Origin of the sequence: Streptomyces mangrovisoli, assembly GCF_000974985.2 — a bacterium.
In the GTDB taxonomy this organism is placed as follows: Bacteria; Actinomycetota; Actinomycetes; order Streptomycetales; family Streptomycetaceae; genus Streptomyces; species Streptomyces mangrovisoli.
Genome location: NZ_LAVA02000065.1, coordinates 14,476 through 29,590, shown reverse-complemented (window position 1 = coordinate 29,590; position 15,115 = coordinate 14,476). Strand labels below are relative to the sequence as shown.

Annotated in this window: 14 protein-coding genes and 1 pseudogene; 9 read left to right on the top strand and 6 right to left on the bottom strand. The window is 72.3% G+C overall.

Features of this window, described 5'->3' with window-relative positions:
* The 3 genes and pseudogenes from WN71_RS42890 to WN71_RS25680 form a co-directional block, all read left to right on the top strand.
* A pseudogene (locus WN71_RS42890) lies at positions 1-293 on the top strand (histidine kinase); the annotation flags it as partial.
* 10 nt (positions 294-303) lie between these two features.
* Positions 304-729 carry a roadblock/LC7 domain-containing protein gene (locus tag WN71_RS25685; RefSeq protein WP_071369879.1) on the top strand — a complete coding sequence of 142 codons (426 nt, stop codon included), beginning with the start codon at positions 304-306 and terminating at the stop codon, positions 727-729.
* Positions 730-931: 202 nt separating this feature from the next.
* Positions 932-2,332 carry a glycoside hydrolase family 43 protein gene (locus tag WN71_RS25680; protein ID WP_046591993.1) on the top strand — a complete coding sequence of 467 codons (1,401 nt, stop codon included), beginning with the start codon at positions 932-934 and terminating at the stop codon, positions 2,330-2,332.
* A gap of 46 nt (positions 2,333-2,378) precedes the next feature.
* On the opposite strand, the gene WN71_RS25675 is transcribed toward WN71_RS25680, so the two are convergent.
* On the bottom strand, positions 2,379-3,899 hold the full coding sequence (locus WN71_RS25675; RefSeq protein WP_046591992.1) for an aromatic amino acid lyase: 1,521 nt from the start codon (positions 3,897-3,899) through the stop codon (positions 2,379-2,381).
* Positions 3,900-3,909: 10 nt separating this feature from the next.
* Complete coding sequence (locus WN71_RS25670; RefSeq protein WP_046591991.1) at positions 3,910-4,872, bottom strand: ABC transporter substrate-binding protein; 963 nt, start codon at positions 4,870-4,872, stop codon at positions 3,910-3,912.
* Positions 4,873-5,215: 343 nt separating this feature from the next.
* Here WN71_RS25670 and WN71_RS25665 point away from each other — a divergent pair, with 343 nt between their 5' ends.
* Genes WN71_RS25665 through WN71_RS25650 form a run of 4 tightly spaced genes read left to right on the top strand, consistent with a single transcriptional unit; the run spans position 5,216 to position 9,535 of the window.
* The gene (locus WN71_RS25665; protein ID WP_079178100.1) at positions 5,216-8,038 is read left to right on the top strand and encodes an ATP-binding protein; all 2,823 of its coding nucleotides are present in this window, start codon (positions 5,216-5,218) and stop codon (positions 8,036-8,038) included.
* Positions 8,035-8,493: a roadblock/LC7 domain-containing protein gene (locus WN71_RS25660; protein WP_046591990.1), complete on the top strand. Its 459-nt coding sequence runs from the start codon at positions 8,035-8,037 to the stop codon at positions 8,491-8,493. The genes WN71_RS25665 and WN71_RS25660 overlap by 4 nt, the downstream gene beginning before the upstream one ends.
* Positions 8,494-8,532: 39 nt before the next feature.
* On the top strand, positions 8,533-8,949 hold the full coding sequence (locus WN71_RS25655) for a DUF742 domain-containing protein (protein ID WP_046591989.1): 417 nt from the start codon (positions 8,533-8,535) through the stop codon (positions 8,947-8,949).
* Complete coding sequence (locus WN71_RS25650) at positions 8,936-9,535, top strand: GTP-binding protein (protein WP_046591988.1); 600 nt, start codon at positions 8,936-8,938, stop codon at positions 9,533-9,535. The genes WN71_RS25655 and WN71_RS25650 overlap by 14 nt, the downstream gene beginning before the upstream one ends.
* Positions 9,536-9,665: 130 nt before the next feature.
* Here the strand turns inward: WN71_RS25650 and WN71_RS25645 are convergent, their stop codons facing one another.
* From WN71_RS25645 to WN71_RS25635, 3 genes are read right to left on the bottom strand one after another with little or no spacing between them, the layout of a single operon-like run.
* Positions 9,666-10,334: an ABC transporter permease gene (locus WN71_RS25645; protein WP_046591987.1), complete on the bottom strand. Its 669-nt coding sequence runs from the start codon at positions 10,332-10,334 to the stop codon at positions 9,666-9,668.
* Positions 10,331-11,074: an ABC transporter permease gene (locus WN71_RS25640; protein ID WP_046591986.1), complete on the bottom strand. Its 744-nt coding sequence runs from the start codon at positions 11,072-11,074 to the stop codon at positions 10,331-10,333. The genes WN71_RS25645 and WN71_RS25640 overlap by 4 nt, the downstream gene beginning before the upstream one ends.
* Positions 11,071-12,201 (bottom strand): ABC transporter ATP-binding protein, encoded by a 1,131-nt coding sequence (locus WN71_RS25635; protein ID WP_079178099.1) that lies wholly within the window; start codon positions 12,199-12,201, stop codon positions 11,071-11,073. The genes WN71_RS25640 and WN71_RS25635 overlap by 4 nt, the downstream gene beginning before the upstream one ends.
* Before the next feature lie 267 nt (positions 12,202-12,468).
* Here WN71_RS25635 and WN71_RS25630 point away from each other — a divergent pair, with 267 nt between their 5' ends.
* Both WN71_RS25630 and WN71_RS25625 read left to right on the top strand, forming a co-directional pair.
* Positions 12,469-13,173 carry a response regulator transcription factor gene (locus tag WN71_RS25630; RefSeq protein ID WP_046591998.1) on the top strand — a complete coding sequence of 235 codons (705 nt, stop codon included), beginning with the start codon at positions 12,469-12,471 and terminating at the stop codon, positions 13,171-13,173.
* Positions 13,170-14,603 carry a sensor histidine kinase gene (locus tag WN71_RS25625; protein WP_046591984.1) on the top strand — a complete coding sequence of 478 codons (1,434 nt, stop codon included), beginning with the start codon at positions 13,170-13,172 and terminating at the stop codon, positions 14,601-14,603. Before WN71_RS25630 ends, WN71_RS25625 begins: the two co-directional genes overlap by 4 nt.
* 36 nt (positions 14,604-14,639) lie before the next feature.
* On the opposite strand, the gene WN71_RS25620 is transcribed toward WN71_RS25625, so the two are convergent.
* The gene (locus tag WN71_RS25620; RefSeq protein WP_240529759.1) at positions 14,640-15,017 is read right to left on the bottom strand and encodes a hypothetical protein; all 378 of its coding nucleotides are present in this window, start codon (positions 15,015-15,017) and stop codon (positions 14,640-14,642) included.
* Between the last annotated feature and the right edge of the window lie 98 nt (positions 15,018-15,115).

The window sequence follows — 15,115 nt, the reverse complement described above, 5'->3', positions numbered from 1 at the left end:
CTCCCCGCCCCGCCCGAGGGCTCGCCCCGCTCCCCCGCCGCACGCCCCATGCCGGTCAGGCCGCCGGGGCACGCGAGGAACCCGAGCCGGACGACGAGAAGGAACTCCCCGACGACCTCGACGAGTTCACCGCCGAGCGGGCCGCCTCCACGCTGGCCGGCTTCCAGCGCGGCACGCTGATGGCGCGCGACGAGGACCCGTCGCCGTACGCCGGACAGGAGGGGTCCGGCTCCGGGGAGCCGGACACCGACGACCCCGACACCCGTTCCACCCCGCCCGCCGACCGCTCATGAAGGACGCCACATGACACACCCCGCCCCCACCACCGACACCCAGCTCGACCAGTTGCTGACCGGACTCGTCGAACGGGTCGCGGAGGTGAACCACGCCGTCGTGCTCTCCGAGGACGGGCTGGTCGTCAGCAAGTCCGTCGGCTTCCTCCGGGACGACGCGGAACGGCTCGCGGCGACGGCGTCCGGGCTGATGAGTCTGAGCAAGGGCGTCAGCCTCGACTTCCGCGGCGGGCCGGTGCGGCAGGCGCTGATCGAGATGGCGCACAGCTTCCTCATCCTCACCGCGGCCGGGCCCGGTGCCCATCTGGTCGTGCTGACCAGCCAGGGCGCGGACGTCGGCGTGGTGGCGTACCAGATGAACATGCTGGTGAAGAAGATCGGTGAGCACCTGCGGGCCGCGCCGCGCGCGGGCGTCGTCCCGCCCCGCGCCGAGTGAGGGGACGGACGGGTCCGGGCGCGCCGCGAGAGGCGGGGTGACGGAAGGGTCCGCGCGGGAGTGAGGGGCGGGGGGCGGGGGGCGCACAGATCTAGCCAAGCCCGGTCGCAACATTGACGCCCCCACGCCCCCTCCCTACCGTCTGACCGACTTGCCGAACTGCGTTCGAAATACCGTCAGTTCCGTCTTCCCTGGAGAGCAGATGAGCGCAAGAACGCCCGCCGGTCCCCCACCCTCCCGCCGCCGGTTCCTCGGCATGGCGGCGACGGTGCCGCTCGCGTCCGCCACCGCCCTGTCGCTCGGCGCCGCACCCGCCGAGGCGGCCACGTACGCGGCCTACGTCATGGCCTACTTCACCGAGTCGCCGGACATGCTGGCCGCGAACTACGGCCTGCATCTGGCCGTCAGCACCGACGGCCTGGAGTGGACGCCGCTCCACCAGAACGCTCCCGTCGCCACCCCCACCGCGGGCTCCCTCGGCCTGCGCGACCCGTTCGTGCTGCGCAAGCAGGACGGCACGTTCGTGGTGCTCGCCACCGATCTCAACGGCACCGACTGGAGCTACGTCAGCCAGTACATCCACGTCTGGGACTCCACCGACCTGCGCACCTTCACCGGCTACCGGCGCCTGAAGCTGCACGACCTGAACACCCACGCCTGGGCGCCCGAGTCCTACTGGGACGCGGGACGCGGCCAGTACGGCGTGATCTACTCGGCCGTCGACGCGAGCGGCCACAACGTGATCATGGTGAACTACACCAGCGACTTCGTGACCGCCGGCTCCCCGCAGGTCTTCTTCGACCCGGGCTACGACGTGATCGACGGAGATCTCGCGGTCGGCGTGAACGGCGTCAACTACCTGTACTTCAAGAAGAACTCCACGCTCGTCGGCGCCCGTTCGACCTCACTGGACCCCGGCAGCTTCACCGAGTTCAGCACGGCGGTCTCGCACGGCGGGACGGAGGCACCCACGCTCGTCAAGTCCCTGGCGAGCGCGACCTACTACCTCTGGGGAGACACCTGGGACCCCAACGGCGTCTTCTACGCCTGGCAGACCGGCGACCTGTCGGCGGGCACCTGGACCGCGCTCGACCAGAAGCGCTACACCCAGCCGCTCAACTCCAAGCACTGCGGCATCCAGCCGATCACCGCGACCGAGTACGCGAACCTCGTGGCCCAGTGGGGCACCCCGGCCTGGAACCGTCTCAAGTCCTACAACTACCCGGGCCGTTACGTCCGGCACAGCGACTTCGCCGGCCGGATCGACGCCTACGCCTTCGACCCCTACCCCGACTCCCAGTGGACGCTGGTGCCCGGACTCGCCGACAGCACCGGCGTCTCCTTCCAGTCGGTCAACTACCCGACCCGCTACCTCAGGCACTACGACTACGCGCTGCGGCTCGACGTGAACGACGGCACGTCGACGTTCGCCCAGGACGCCACCTTCCACCGCACCGCGGGCCTGGCGGACTCCACCTGGGCGTCCTTCCGGTCGCACAACTATCCCACCCGGTACATCCGGCACTCCGACTACGCGCTGCGCATCGACCCGGTCTCGACCGCGACCGACCAGCAGGACGCCACCTTCCACGTCGGTTACTGACGCGCGCGCCGCCGCCCCGGCCAGACCCCGGAGCACGGAGGCGGCATCACAACCGGGCCAGCCGCGGCAGCAGTTCGACCGCCGCCAGGACGTCCGCGGTGAGCGGCCGGTCCTCCGTCCCGGACGGCAGGCCGGCCGCCGCCACGGTGAGCGCGGCGATCGGCGGCGCCACCGGCAGCATCCGCAGCGCCCGTACGGCCGTGACGAGTTCGCAGGCCAGCACGGTGGCGTAGGCGTCGGCGGCGCGCAGCGCCTGGCGGGCCGCCTGGCCGGCGAAGCTGGCCGCCTCCTCGACCCCGTGGGAGAGCACGGCGTGCCCGGCCGAGGCGGGCACCGCGCAGGAACGCAGCTCCGCGAGTGCCGAGTTGGCGGTGTACTCCAGGATCATCGTGCCGCTGCTGCTGGCCGGTCCGGAGGCGAGGAAGGCGGGCAGCCCGGTCAGGTCGGACCTCCCCAGCGCGCTCAGCCGGGCCGCGGAGAACTGCGCGGTCTGCACGAGTGCCAGGTCGAGCCCGTCGAGCGCGAGGGCCAGCGGGGCGGCGTAGAACCCGCCGTGGTGATGGGCGGTCAGCGCGTCGGGGTCGATCACCGGGTTCTCGGACGGGCAGTTGATCTCCACCTCGACGATGCCGCGCAGCCGGTCGGCGGCCTCCAGGGCGGCCCCGTGGGCCTGCGGGAAGGCGCGGAAGCCGTACGGGTCCTGGATGCGGCGGCCGGTGCCGTGGGCGACGTCGGCGGGACCGAGCAGCCGCCGCACCTCGGCCGCCGCGCGCGCGGGTCCGGGGTAGGGGCGCAGGGCGTGCACGGGTGCCGCGTACGCCTCCGGGGAGCCGGAGACCGCCGCGAGCGAGAGGGCGGCGACGGCATGGGTGGCGCACAGCAGTTCGTCCAGGCGGTGGGCGGCGAGCGCGGCCTGTCCGAGGGCGAGCGCGTTGCTGCTGAGCAGGGCGAGGGTGTCGCCGGGCTGGAGGGTGACCGGGGCGGGCAGGCGTGGCGGCGGCTCACCGGGGCCCGGTGCCTCGCCCGCCGGTCCGAGCCAGGGACGCTCCCCGATGAGCGTCAGGCCGGTCTGGGCGAGCGCGGTGAGGTCCCCGGTGCCGACCGCGCCGTACTCGTTGACGGCCGGGTGCAGGCCGAGGCGGAGGGCTTCGGCGAGGGCGGTGACAAAGGCGGGCTGGATGCCGGAGCCGCCCGCGAGCAGCTGGTTGGCGCGGACGGCGAGCATGGCCCGGACCTGGCGGGCCGGGAGCAGGCCGCCCGCGCCGCCCGCGTGGCTGCGCAGCAGGCGCAGCCCGTGGCCGGCCTCGTCGGCCGTGTCCACGGGGACCGAGCGGTGGGCGCCGACGCCCGTGCCGCGGCCGTAGAGCCGTCCGGCCGCGGCAAGTTGCGCCGCGGCCCGCCACGAGCGGCGGGCGCGGTCCAGCGCCCCCGCGGGGACGACGGGGTCGGCCTCGGCGTCGGCCAGCCGGACGACGCCGGGGACGCCGAGTCCCCGGCCGTCCAGCACGACGCGGGCGGCCCCGGCGTCCGGGGGCACCCGCGTCGGTCCGTCGGTGCTGGTGTCCACGTGCCGAGGGTCAGTCGAGGCCGGACGTCTGGAGCCAGGTCTTCGCCACGTCCAGCGGGTCCTTGTTGTCCGACTGCACCTGGGTGTCCAGGTCCAGCAGGGTCGCCGTGTCGAGCTTGGCGGAGACCGCGTTCAGGGCGTCCACTCCCTTCTGGGAGAGGCCCGACTTGTAGACCAGCGGCTGCACGTTCTCGAACCCGAAGAGGTTGTTCGAGTCCTGGAGGACGACGAACTTCTCCTTGGAGATGGTCGGGTCCGTGGTGAAGATGTCCGCCGCCTGCACGGTGTTCTTCTTCAGCGCGGCCACGGTGAGCGGGCCGCCCGCGTCCAGAGCCTTGAACGTCTTGAACTCGAGGCCGTAGACGGACTTCAGGCCGACGAGACCCTGCTGGCGGGTCTGGAACTCCGGGGAGGCCCCGATGACCAGGTCCTTGGCGACGTCCTTCAGGTCGGCGATGGTCGACTCGGAGGTGAGCTTGTACTTGGCGGCGGTCGCCGCGTTGACGGTCACCGAGTCCTTGTCCTGGGCCGGCGAGGGGTCCAGCAGCGTCAGCTTGGAGTCGAGCTTCGCGTTGATCGCGGCGGTAGTGGCCTCGATCGTCTTCGGGGCGGCCTTGGCGTCGAGGTAGGCGAGCAGGGCGCCGTTGTACTCGGGCAGCACGGTGACAGACCCGTTCTTGAGCAGGCCGTACGTCGTCTCGCGGGTGCCGATGTTCGGCTTGTAGGTGACCTTGACGCCCTTGGCCTTCAGTGCTTCGCCGTAGATGTCGGCGAGCAGGATGCTCTCGGCGAAGTTGTTGGAGCCGACGACCACGGTGTCGCCACTGGCCTTGCTGCCGGACAGGGGATCGTCGGACTTGCTGTCGGAGGACGAGGAACATCCCGCCAGCAGGGCCGACGCCGCGACGAGCGCGACCGCGACCGCGCCGCGGTAACTCCGGATGGACCTGCTGGTGTGGGCGTTTGAAGTCACGGTTGCCGTTCCGGGCTCGGGATCGATGGACAACACTCTGTGGCCGATCCAATCCAGCCGGTTTGCTGTGAGTCAAGTGTCTCCGGATCACCGATTGGCTTCGAACGAGGGGTAGTTGTGGAGGAAACATGCCTGAAACACAAACGTATGGGAGCGCTTCGTAATGGATTCTTGACGTAGGGCGAGGTGATCGATCATCCAAGTGGGGATAGTCTCGGCCGGGTTGACGTAGGTCACTCGGTGCACAGGAGCCGCGGTGATCGCGTCGTCTCACAAGCTCTCGTGCTCTCGGGTGGAGACGCCCGCACCTCTCGGGGTGGAGGCACCCGTCGAAGGAGGCCCCGTGTCCACGAACGCGGTGGACGCGCCCGCCCGGGGCTTCGCCGGCCGCTGGCCCTTCCGGCGCAAGTTGAACGTGCTGGTCGGCGTGCCTCTGGCCGTCGTCGCCGTGCTGCTCGCGTATCTGATCGCCGATCAGGTGGGACAGTCGCAAAGCGCGAAGTCGGCGGCGCAACTCGTCCGTGACAGCGCGCAGGTCGCCACCCTGGTCGACCGTGTGGAGAACGAGCACCAGCAGGCGATCCTGCTGTCGGTGCGCCATGAGGCAGGCACCGGCGCGAAGCCCTCGCTCACCGCCTACCGCAAGGCGCAGGCCCGGGTCGACGCGCAGGTCGAGAAGGTGCGCACCGCCTTCGGCAGCCGGCTGCCCGACACCGAGGCGCAGGCCCTGAAGGAGGTCAACGGCCTCGGCAGCCTGCGCGACACCATCGAGGACAGCTATCTGCCCGCCTCGAACATCGACCCGGCGTACACCGACGCCTCCAAGGGCCTGATCGACGGCCTCGGCCTCGACCGCAACGAGACACTCGCCGCCACCTTCACCGGCAATCTGCTCGACTCGCTGCTGCGCGCCGACGCGGCCCACGCGTCCTTCGAGACCAGCGTCTTCTCCGCGACGACCGGCGACACCAACGCCCTCATCGAGTACACGAACGCGATCGGCTCCTACGACCTGTACTCCTACCAGGCCGACCGGTTCACCCGGTTCGCCTCCGAGGAGCAGGCGGACTCGATCTCGGGCATCGAGCACAGCACCCCGATGCGGGACATCGCCGAGGCGTACGCCGAGCTCCAGGTCGACCCGAGCGGCCTCCAGAAGAACACCCCCGCCAAGATCCAGGCGGCGTTCAAGGACGCCATGGGCGACTACCCCGCCTACCCCGAACAGGCCGCGTCCCGGCTGGAGATCACCACCGCGCTGGTCGGGGAGATCGCCGACCGGGCCGACGACGCCTCCAGCAGCGCCCAGTGGCGCGCGGGGCTGCTGCTCAACCTCGCGCTGACCGGCTTCGCCCTGTGGATCGCCTTCGCGGTGGTGGTACGGCGCTCCGTGGTCCGCCCGGTGCAGGCGCTCACCGGCGCCGCCCGGGAGGTCGCCGAGGTCGCCGGGCGCGAGCTCGCCCGGGTGGCCGACGACGACGCGGAGAGCGAGGGCCCGCCCCGGCTGCGCGAGATGCCCGTCACCGCCGACGACGAGATCGGCGAGCTGGCCGAGGCGTTCAACCATGTGCAGACCACGGCCGCCGCGCTGCTGGAGCGCCAGGTGCTCAGCCGTCGCAACGTCGCCGAGATGTTCGGCAACGTCGGCCGCCGCGTCAGCAACCTGACGACCCGTCAACTCGCGCTGATCGACGCGGTGGAGCGGGGCGAGACCGACCCCGAGCTGCTGGAGCGGCTGTACTCCATCGACCACATCGCGGTACGCCTGCGGCGCAACGCGGACAGTCTGATGCTGCTCGCCGGCATCCGCGAGACCGTGCTGGCCTCCGGGCCCACCGCGCTGACCAACGTGGTCCGCGCCGCGCTCGGCCAGATCGAGGGCTACCAGCGGGTCCAGCTGCACGCGGGCGCCAACGAGGCGGTCGTCGAACCGGACGTCATCGGCGACCTGACCCTGATGGTGGCCGAACTCCTGGAGAACGCCGTGTCGTTCTCCCCGGTGGGCAGCCCGGTCGAGGTGCTCGTGCGCTCCGCCGAGGACGGCACGTTCATCGTCATCACCGACCACGGCCTCGGCATGAGCGCCGAGCGGCTCGCCGAGGAGAACGCGCGGCTGATCCGCCGCGAGCGCCTGGACGTCGTACCGACGAAGGTGCTCGGCCTGTTCGTGGTGGGCGCCCTGGCCCGCCGCTGGGACATCACCGTCACCCTCTCCCGCAGCCCGGGCGGCGGCGTGACGGCGGAGGTGGCGCTGCCGTCCTCGCTGCTGCTCACGATGAGCGCGGTGGAGGCGGCGGGCACGGTACGGCGTCCCGCCGGGGAGGCGCAGGCGGCCGGAACGGTCCTCGCGCCCGCGACGGCGCCCGGCCTCACGGCCGCGAGGTCCTCGGCCGTGGTGCCCGCGCCGCGGCAGGCGTCCGAGCCGACGACCGCGGCGGCCTCCGGATCGGAATCGGGATCAGACTCCGGCTCCGGCTCCGGCTCCGAGCGGGCGGACGGGTCCGGCGCCACGGCGCGGTACACGGCCGCCTCCGAGGACACGGCGGCCTCGGCCGCCGCGGAGCACACGGCCGCCCCGGCGTCCGGCGAGCACGCGGGCGCCGCCTCCGGTCCGCTGCCGTCGTCCGCCCTGCCGCCGGTCTCCGACACCGACGTGCACGGGCTCCCCCGCCGGGTGCCCCGGCGCGAGACGGCGGCCGGCGACGACGGCGCGGCCCCGCTGATCCCCCACGCCCGCACCGAGGCGGCGGCGGTGCCGGAGCACGGCCGTACCGACGCCACGAACCCCACGCGCGGCGACGACGCCGAGTCCGCGACCGGCGACGGGACCCGCCCGCTGCGCCGCCGGGTGCGCGGCGCCACCCTGCGCCCGGCCGCCGGCGCCGGTGACCGGCAGCCCGACCGCGAGGCCCCGCGCCCCGCCGACGCGGACGCCGTGCGCGACGCGCTCGACGAGTTCGAGGCGGCCGTGGCGCGGGCGCGGGAGGACAGCGCGACCCTGGAGACCGCGCGGCCCGCACCGGACCCGCACGGCTCGCCGGACCCGCTCCCCCCGCAGGACCGGACCCGAGTGCACCCCCCGCAGGACGTGAACCACCCGCACCCCCCGCAGGAAAAGAACCACCCGCACCACCAGAACCACCTTCCGGAAGGAGCCGAACAGTGAGTACGCCGACAGGTGACACTCCGACCGATCTGCGGGCCGCGGCAGCCGACTTCACCTGGCTGCTCAACCGCTTCGCGACCGAGACCGCCGGTGTCGTCGACGCCATCGCCGTGTCCTCGGACGGACTGCTGATCGCCGTCTCGCAGCTGCGGGAGCACGCCGACTCCGAGCGGCTGGCAGCGATCGTCTCCGGCATCACCAGCCTCGCCGCGGGTGCCTCCGGCAACTACGGTCTGGGCGGCCTCAACAAGGTCATCATCGACCTGGAGGGCGGCCATGTGCTGGTCTCCGCGATCGGCAGCGGCGCCGTCCTCGGCGTGGTCACCGACAAGGAGGCCAAACTGGGCAACATCGCCTACGAGATGACGCTGTTCGCCAACCGCGCCGGCGCCGCCCTCAGCCCCCAGCTGGTCCTGGAACTCAAGAACAGCGTCGGCACACCGTCGAGGCGCTGACCGACCTCCCCGGTCCGGCCGAGAGAGGAAGACACGCATATGGCCGACGGCTCGTCGCCCCCGGGCCCGGACCCGGTCGGCCCCGCTTCCGCCGTACGGCCGTTCCTGGTCACCGCCGGCCGGGTGGCGCCCACCGCGTCCGGCAAACCGGTGCCCGTCGAGACCCAGGTGGTCGCCACCGCCGAGGGGCTCGCCGGGCTCGACCTGCTCTCCTTCGAACAGCACGACATCGTCGCCGCGTGCCGGCGGCCCCAGTCCATCGCGGAGCTGGCCGCCCGGCTGCGGCTGCATCTGAACGTGGTGCGGGTCCTCGCCGAGGACCTGCGGGCATCCGGTCAGCTGACGGTGCACGTGCCCGACGCCGGCGTCGCCCATGACGCCTCCGTCCTGCGAAGGGTCATCGATGGCCTCCGCGCCATCCCCGACTCCCTGGGGGTACTTCGTGAGACCGACTGAACCGCTCCTCGGCGGCGGGGCCCCGCAGACCGCCGTACGGCCCCCGCTGCCGGTGAAGCTGGTGATCGCGGGCGGCTTCGGCGTCGGCAAGACCACCGCGGTCGGCGCGATCTCGGAGATCGAGCCGCTGACCACCGAGGCGGCCATCACCGAGGTCGCGGCGGGCGTGGACGACCTCACCCACACCCCGCGCAAGAACACGACCACCGTGGCGATGGACTTCGGCTGCCTCACCATCGACCCCACCCTGAAGCTGTACCTGTTCGGGACCCCCGGGCAGGAACGGTTCGGCTTCATGTGGGACGACATCGTGGAGGGCGCGGTCGGCGGCCTCGTCATCGTCGACACCCGGCGGCTCGACGACTGCTACGCCGCCGTCGACTACTTCGAGCACAAGGGCATCCCGTTCGCGGTGGCCGTGAACGCCTTCGACGGGCAGGTGCAGCACACCATGGACGAGGTGCGCTGGGCGCTGGACGTCAGCGAGGGGGTGCCGGTGCTCGTGTTCGACGCGCGGGAACGCGGCTCGGTGCGCGACGCGTTGCTCGTCGTGCTGGAACAGGCGCTGGCCCGCACGGAGGGCTGACGCGGACGGCAGCGTCGTACCGCAGGTGACACGAGCGACCACCGCGCGATCCACGGCGCCCGACACGCACAGGACTTGAGGGGTGGGCGAGAACGACTCGCCCACCCCTCACCGCCGTTGGGTGTGTCCCTCAGGCCCTGCCCCGCACCCCCGGCGACACCGTGAGCCGGTCGACCGCCCAGAACACCCCGAGCGTCACCAGCGCGAGCACGGCGACCAGGGTGGCGCCGCCCACGACCTTCTCGTAGTTGCGCTGGGAGAGGCCGTCGATGATGTACCGGCCGAGGCCGCCGAGGCTGACGTAGGCGGCGATGGTGGCGGTGGAGACGATCTGGATGGCCGCCGAACGCAGGCCGCTGAGGATCAGCGGGAGCGCGACCGGCAGTTCGACCCGGAAGAGGATCTCCGGTTCGGCCATGCCCATCCCGCGCGCCGCGTCCACCGGGGACGGGTCGACGGAGCGCATCGCCTCGTAGGTGGTGACGAGGATCGGCGGTACGGCGAGCACGACCAGCGGGATCATCGCGGGCAGCAGCCCGAGCCCGAGCAGGATGAACATCACCACCAGCAGACCGAAGCTGGGCAGCGCGCGGGCGGCGGTGGCGATCAGCGCGAGGGTGTTGCCGCCGCGCCCGGTGTGGCCGGTGATCAGGCCGACGGGCAGTCCGATGGCGGCGGCGACTCCGAGCGCGATCAGCGAGTACTGGACGTGCTCGCGCAGGCGGGTGGGGATGCCGTCGTAGCCGTGCCAGTGGGTGCTGTCGCTGAAGAAGGCGTTGATGAAGTGGAATATGTTCACCGGACGGCGTCCTCCAGTGCGGTGACAGCCGGTTCGGGCCGGGCCTCGGTGTCGGTCCCGGGCCGGGCTCCGGCGGCTTTCGTCCTACGGCTCCCGCTCCCGCGCGGCATCCACGGGGTCAGGGCGATCCGCAACAGGACCAGCAGGGCGTCGACGAGGACGGCGAGCACGGCCGTGCCGACCACGGAGAGCCAGATGAGCCGGTTCTGGTGGTAGATCTGGCCGTCGTGCAGCAGGTTGCCGAGGCCGCCCTGGTTGCCGATCAGCATGCCGACGCTGACGAGCGAGATGCTCGACACCGTGGCCACCCGCAGCCCCGCGATGATCGCGGGCGCGGCGATCGGCAACTGCACCTGGAGATAACGGCGTACGGGTCCAAGCCCCATGGCGGTGGCCGCGTCGAGGGTCTCCTGCGGGACCGATCGGACGCCGTCCACGATCGCCGGGATGAACACCACCAGGCTGTAGACGGCCAGCGGGATCATGACCGTGGTCTCGGTCTGGCCGGTGTAGTCGATGAGGACGACGAAGAACGCGAGCGAGGGGATCGCGTACAGCACGGTCGTGACGCCGAGCACCGGCGGGTAGAGCCAGCGCAGCCGGACGCACAACTGGGCGATGGGCAGGGCGATCAGCAGGCCGGCCGCGACGGGGATCAGCGCCTCGCGCAGATGCAGCCCGACCAGGCCGAAGTAGGTGTTCTGCAGGTCGCTCGGGATGTGGAAGAAGCCGCCGCTCATCCGGCCACCTTCGCGGCGTCGCGGCCCTCGGCGTGGGCGGTGCGGATCGCCTCGGCGATGGTCTGCTGGGAGACCACGCCGGCCGCCCGCCCCTCGCGGTCGACGGCCACCGCCCAGCCGGTCGGGGAGAGCACCGCGCCGTCGAGCGCGGCCCTCAGTGACTCCTCGCCGTGCACGAACGGCCGCCCGAACGGCAGCAGTTCGGCCGGGTCGACGGCGCCCGCGGTGAGGTCGCCGGGCGCGCTCCAGCCGAGCGGCCTGCCGTCCAGGCCGGTGACCAGCAGATAGGGCACGTCCGGGGTGGCGCGGGCGGCGATCTGCTCGGCGGTAGCGTCGACGGCGACGATCGCGGTCGTGGTCAACTCCAGTCCCGTGGACGGGAAGAAGGAGAGCCTGCGGATGCCGCGGTCGGTGCCGAGGAAGTCCTCCACGAAGGCGTCGGCCGGGTCGGACAGCAGCTCGGCGGGCGGCGCGTACTGGGCGAGCCGGCCGCCGGTACGCATCACGGCGACCATGGTGCCGATCTTGATGGCCTCGTCGATGTCGTGGGTGACGAAGACGATGGTCTTGCCCAGCTCCGCCTGCAGGCGCAGCAGTTCGTCCTGGAGGCCCTTGCGCACGATCGGGTCGACGGCGGAGAACGGCTCGTCCATCAGCAGCACCGGCGGATCGGCGGCGAGCGCCCGCGCCACGCCGACGCGCTGCTGCTGGCCGCCGGAGAGCTGGTAGGGGTAGCGCTTGGCGAGCGCGCCGTCGAGGCCGACGCGCTCCATCAGTTCCCGGGCCCGCGCGCGTGCCTTGTCCTTGCTCCAGCCCAGCAGCCGGGGCACGGTGGCGATGTTGTCGATGATCGTGCGGTGCTGGAACAGGCCCGCGTTCTGGATGACGTAACCCATGGACCGGCGCAGCGTGTTGACCGGCTGCTTGGTGATGTCGGCGCCGTCGAGCAGGATGGTGCCCTCGCTGGGCTCGATCATCCGGTTGATCATGCGCAGGGTCGTGGTCTTGCCGCAGCCCGAGGGGCCGACGAGGACGGTGATCGAGCGGTCGGGTATCTCCAACGAGAGGCGGTCGACCGCCACCGTGCCGTCCGGGTACCGCTTGGTGACTGAATCTATCCGTATCAAAACGCCGAATACCCTTCGGGTTTGGCAGCCAGCTGCCCGTTCTCGGCCGTTCCTGCTCGTGCGGGCCTTTGTCCGGGAGAGTCTAGACCGGTTGTGTTGCGGGACTGTGGCGGGCGCCACGTCTCGAACAGGCCACGGGTTCCCGCACCGGCCGCGCTCAGCCCCGCGATCCGTACCTTTCGGATAGCTGTCGATCGGGTGGCCGGGGGTGGCGCCGCGCGGGCCGTGGCGCAGTATGAGCGGGTGGAAGAGGCGCAGTATGAGCGGGTGGAAAAGGTACGACTCCTGGTGGTGGACGACGACCCGCCGATCGCCGAACTCGTCGCGACCGTGGCCCGGTACGAGGGCTGGGAGGCCGCGATCGCGCACTCCGGCACGGAGGCCCTGGAGCGGGCCGCCGCGTTCCGGCCCGACATCGTCGTCCTGGACCTGATGCTCCCGGACGTCGACGGCTTCGGCGTGCTGGACCGGCTGCGCGACGCGGGATCCATGGTGCCGGTGGTGTTCCTGACCGCGCGCGACGGCGTCGCGGACCGGGTGGCGGGGCTGACCCGGGGCGGCGACGACTACCTCGTGAAGCCCTTCGCGGTCGAGGAGTTGATGGCGCGGCTGCGCACGGTGCTGCGGCGCAGCGCGGCTCCCGAGCCTCCTCGGCAGCCACCGGTGCTGCGGGTGGCGGACCTGACCCTGGACGAGGTCACCCGCGAGGCCCGCCGGGGCGGCGGCCGTCTCACCCTGACCCCCACCGAGTACGAGGTCCTGCGCCACCTCATGCACAGGTCGCCGGCCGTCGTCACCAAGGCGCAGCTGCTCGACCACGTATGGGAGTACGGCTTCGGCGGCCGCTCGAACGTCGTGGAGCTGGTGGTCAGCCGTCTGCGCCGCAAGCTGGACGAGTCGGCGCCGGGCGACGGCCCGCTGATCCACACGGTGCGGGGCTTCGGCTATGTGGTGCGAGAGGCGGGGCGATGAGCCCCGGCGGTCTCCGTGACCGATACGGCCGACTGCGCCTCGGCACCCGGCTGGCGCTCGGCCTCGGCGTGCTGTCGCTGCTCGTCTTCGCGGTGGTGGGCGCCACCCTGACGATGTACATGCGGGACTACCTGGAACGCCAACAGGCCGACCAGCTGGGCCTGGTGCAGGTCGTGCAGTCCAAGGACGCGGCGAGCCACGGCACCGTGCAGCGACAGCCGTACTACGGCTGGTACACGGCCGTCTACGACGTCTCCTCCGGCACCCCCTTGCTGCGCCGTCCGGCCGAAGTACCGTCCGACACACGCGAGATGACGGCGCTGGCCCGCACCATGGCCGACTCGGACCGGGAGTTGCTGCGCACGGTGACGATCGCCGGGCAGGGCACCTACCGACTGCGCGCCTGCCGGGTGGGACCCGGGGTGGTCCTGGTGAGCGCCGCGCCCATGGCGTCGATCGACGCGACGATGCGCCGGCTGATCACCGTGCAGGTGGTGGCGTTCGCGCTGGCCCTGCTCGCACTGGTGGTGATCGGCCGGGCGCTGCTGCGCCGGGGCCTGAAGCCGCTGAGCGACATGGCGCACACCGCGCACGGCATCGCGTCCCACGACCTCACCGACTCCGCCGCCAGGCTGCCGCTGCGCGCGGTCGGTCCGGGCGGCGGCCCCGAGGTCGAGGAACTGCGCACGGCGTTCAACACCATGCTGGAGCACATCGACGACTCGCTGGCCGTGCGCGCGGAGGCCGAACAGCGCCTGCGCCGCTTCGTCGCGGACGCCTCGCACGAGCTGCGCACACCGCTGATGTCCGTACGCGGCTACGCGGACCTCTTCCAGTACGCCGCCGCCGACGAGCCCGGGGAGCGCGAGCGCCATCTGGCCCGGCTGCGCGCGGAGGCGGCCCGCATGGGGATCCTCCTGGACGACCTGCTGCTGCTCGCGCGGCTGGACGCGGCGGAGGCGACGACGCCACTGCGCCCGGAGCGGACGGACCTGGGAGAACTGGTCCGGCAGGCCGGTGACGCCTTCCGCGCGGGCCACCCGGACCACCCCCTGGCCGTGGACCCGGGCCCCTCGCACGTGTTCGTCCGCGTGGATCCGGTCCGGGTCCGCCAGGTCCTGGACAACCTGCTCACCAACGCGGCGATGCACACGCCCGCGGGCACGGAGGTCAGCGTCGCGCTGAGCGCGTCCGCGGGGCAGGCGCGCGTACGGGTCGCGGACACCGGCCCCGGCATCCCGGCCGCCGACCGCGCCCGGGTCTTCGACCGCTTCTACCGCGTCGACAAGGCCCGCACCCGCGACCGCGGCGGCTCGGGCCTCGGCCTCCCGGTGGCCCGCTCCCTGGTCCGCGCCCACGGCGGTTCCCTGAACCTGGACGCGGCAACGGACGGCACGACGTTCACGGTGACGCTTCCGGCTGACGGGTGAGGACAGGTACGCGGGGTGGAGCCATGGACCGGGCCGTCAGACCCCCGGCACCGCCCCCTCCCGCGCCGACGACTCCAAGGACGCCGTCAGCGCGGCATGCAGCAGAGGCGCGCTCGTGCGGTCGCGGTTGCGGGCCAGGGGGACCTGCCAGTACAGGCCGGGGCCGTTGACACGGAGCGGTGGCGGGAACACCACGTGGCAGCCGCGGCCGAGGACGGCGACCTCGGGGAGGTTCCAGTCGGCGGCGGTGCCGGGGGCGACGAGCCAGTAGAGGATGGCTCCGTAGCCGTCGCGCACCACCGCGCCCGTGCTCTCGCCGAGCAGGCCCAGCGTGCGCAGGCCGAGTTCGAGCGGTACCCGTATCCCGTCCCACCAGTGGCCGGCGGCCAGTGCCCGCGCCTCGGTGGCGCGCACCGGCAGCCATCGTGGAACCGCATTCCCCGTCATCGCCCTCACCGGCTCTCCCGTCCGACGTCTGGACTCTATGGCCGGATGCCGTACGTCGACTTGCG

Coding starts and splice junctions, on each gene's coding strand:
- WN71_RS25655 (WP_046591989.1), top strand. CDS start 8,533: ATGGCCGACGGCTCGTCGCCCCCGGGCCCGGACCCGGTCGGCCCCGCT.
- WN71_RS25640 (WP_046591986.1), bottom strand. CDS start 11,074: ATGAGCGGCGGCTTCTTCCACATCCCGAGCGACCTGCAGAACACCTAC.
- WN71_RS25625 (WP_046591984.1), top strand. CDS start 13,170: ATGAGCCCCGGCGGTCTCCGTGACCGATACGGCCGACTGCGCCTCGGC.
- WN71_RS25685 (WP_071369879.1), top strand. CDS start 304: ATGACACACCCCGCCCCCACCACCGACACCCAGCTCGACCAGTTGCTG.
- WN71_RS25680 (WP_046591993.1), top strand. CDS start 932: ATGAGCGCAAGAACGCCCGCCGGTCCCCCACCCTCCCGCCGCCGGTTC.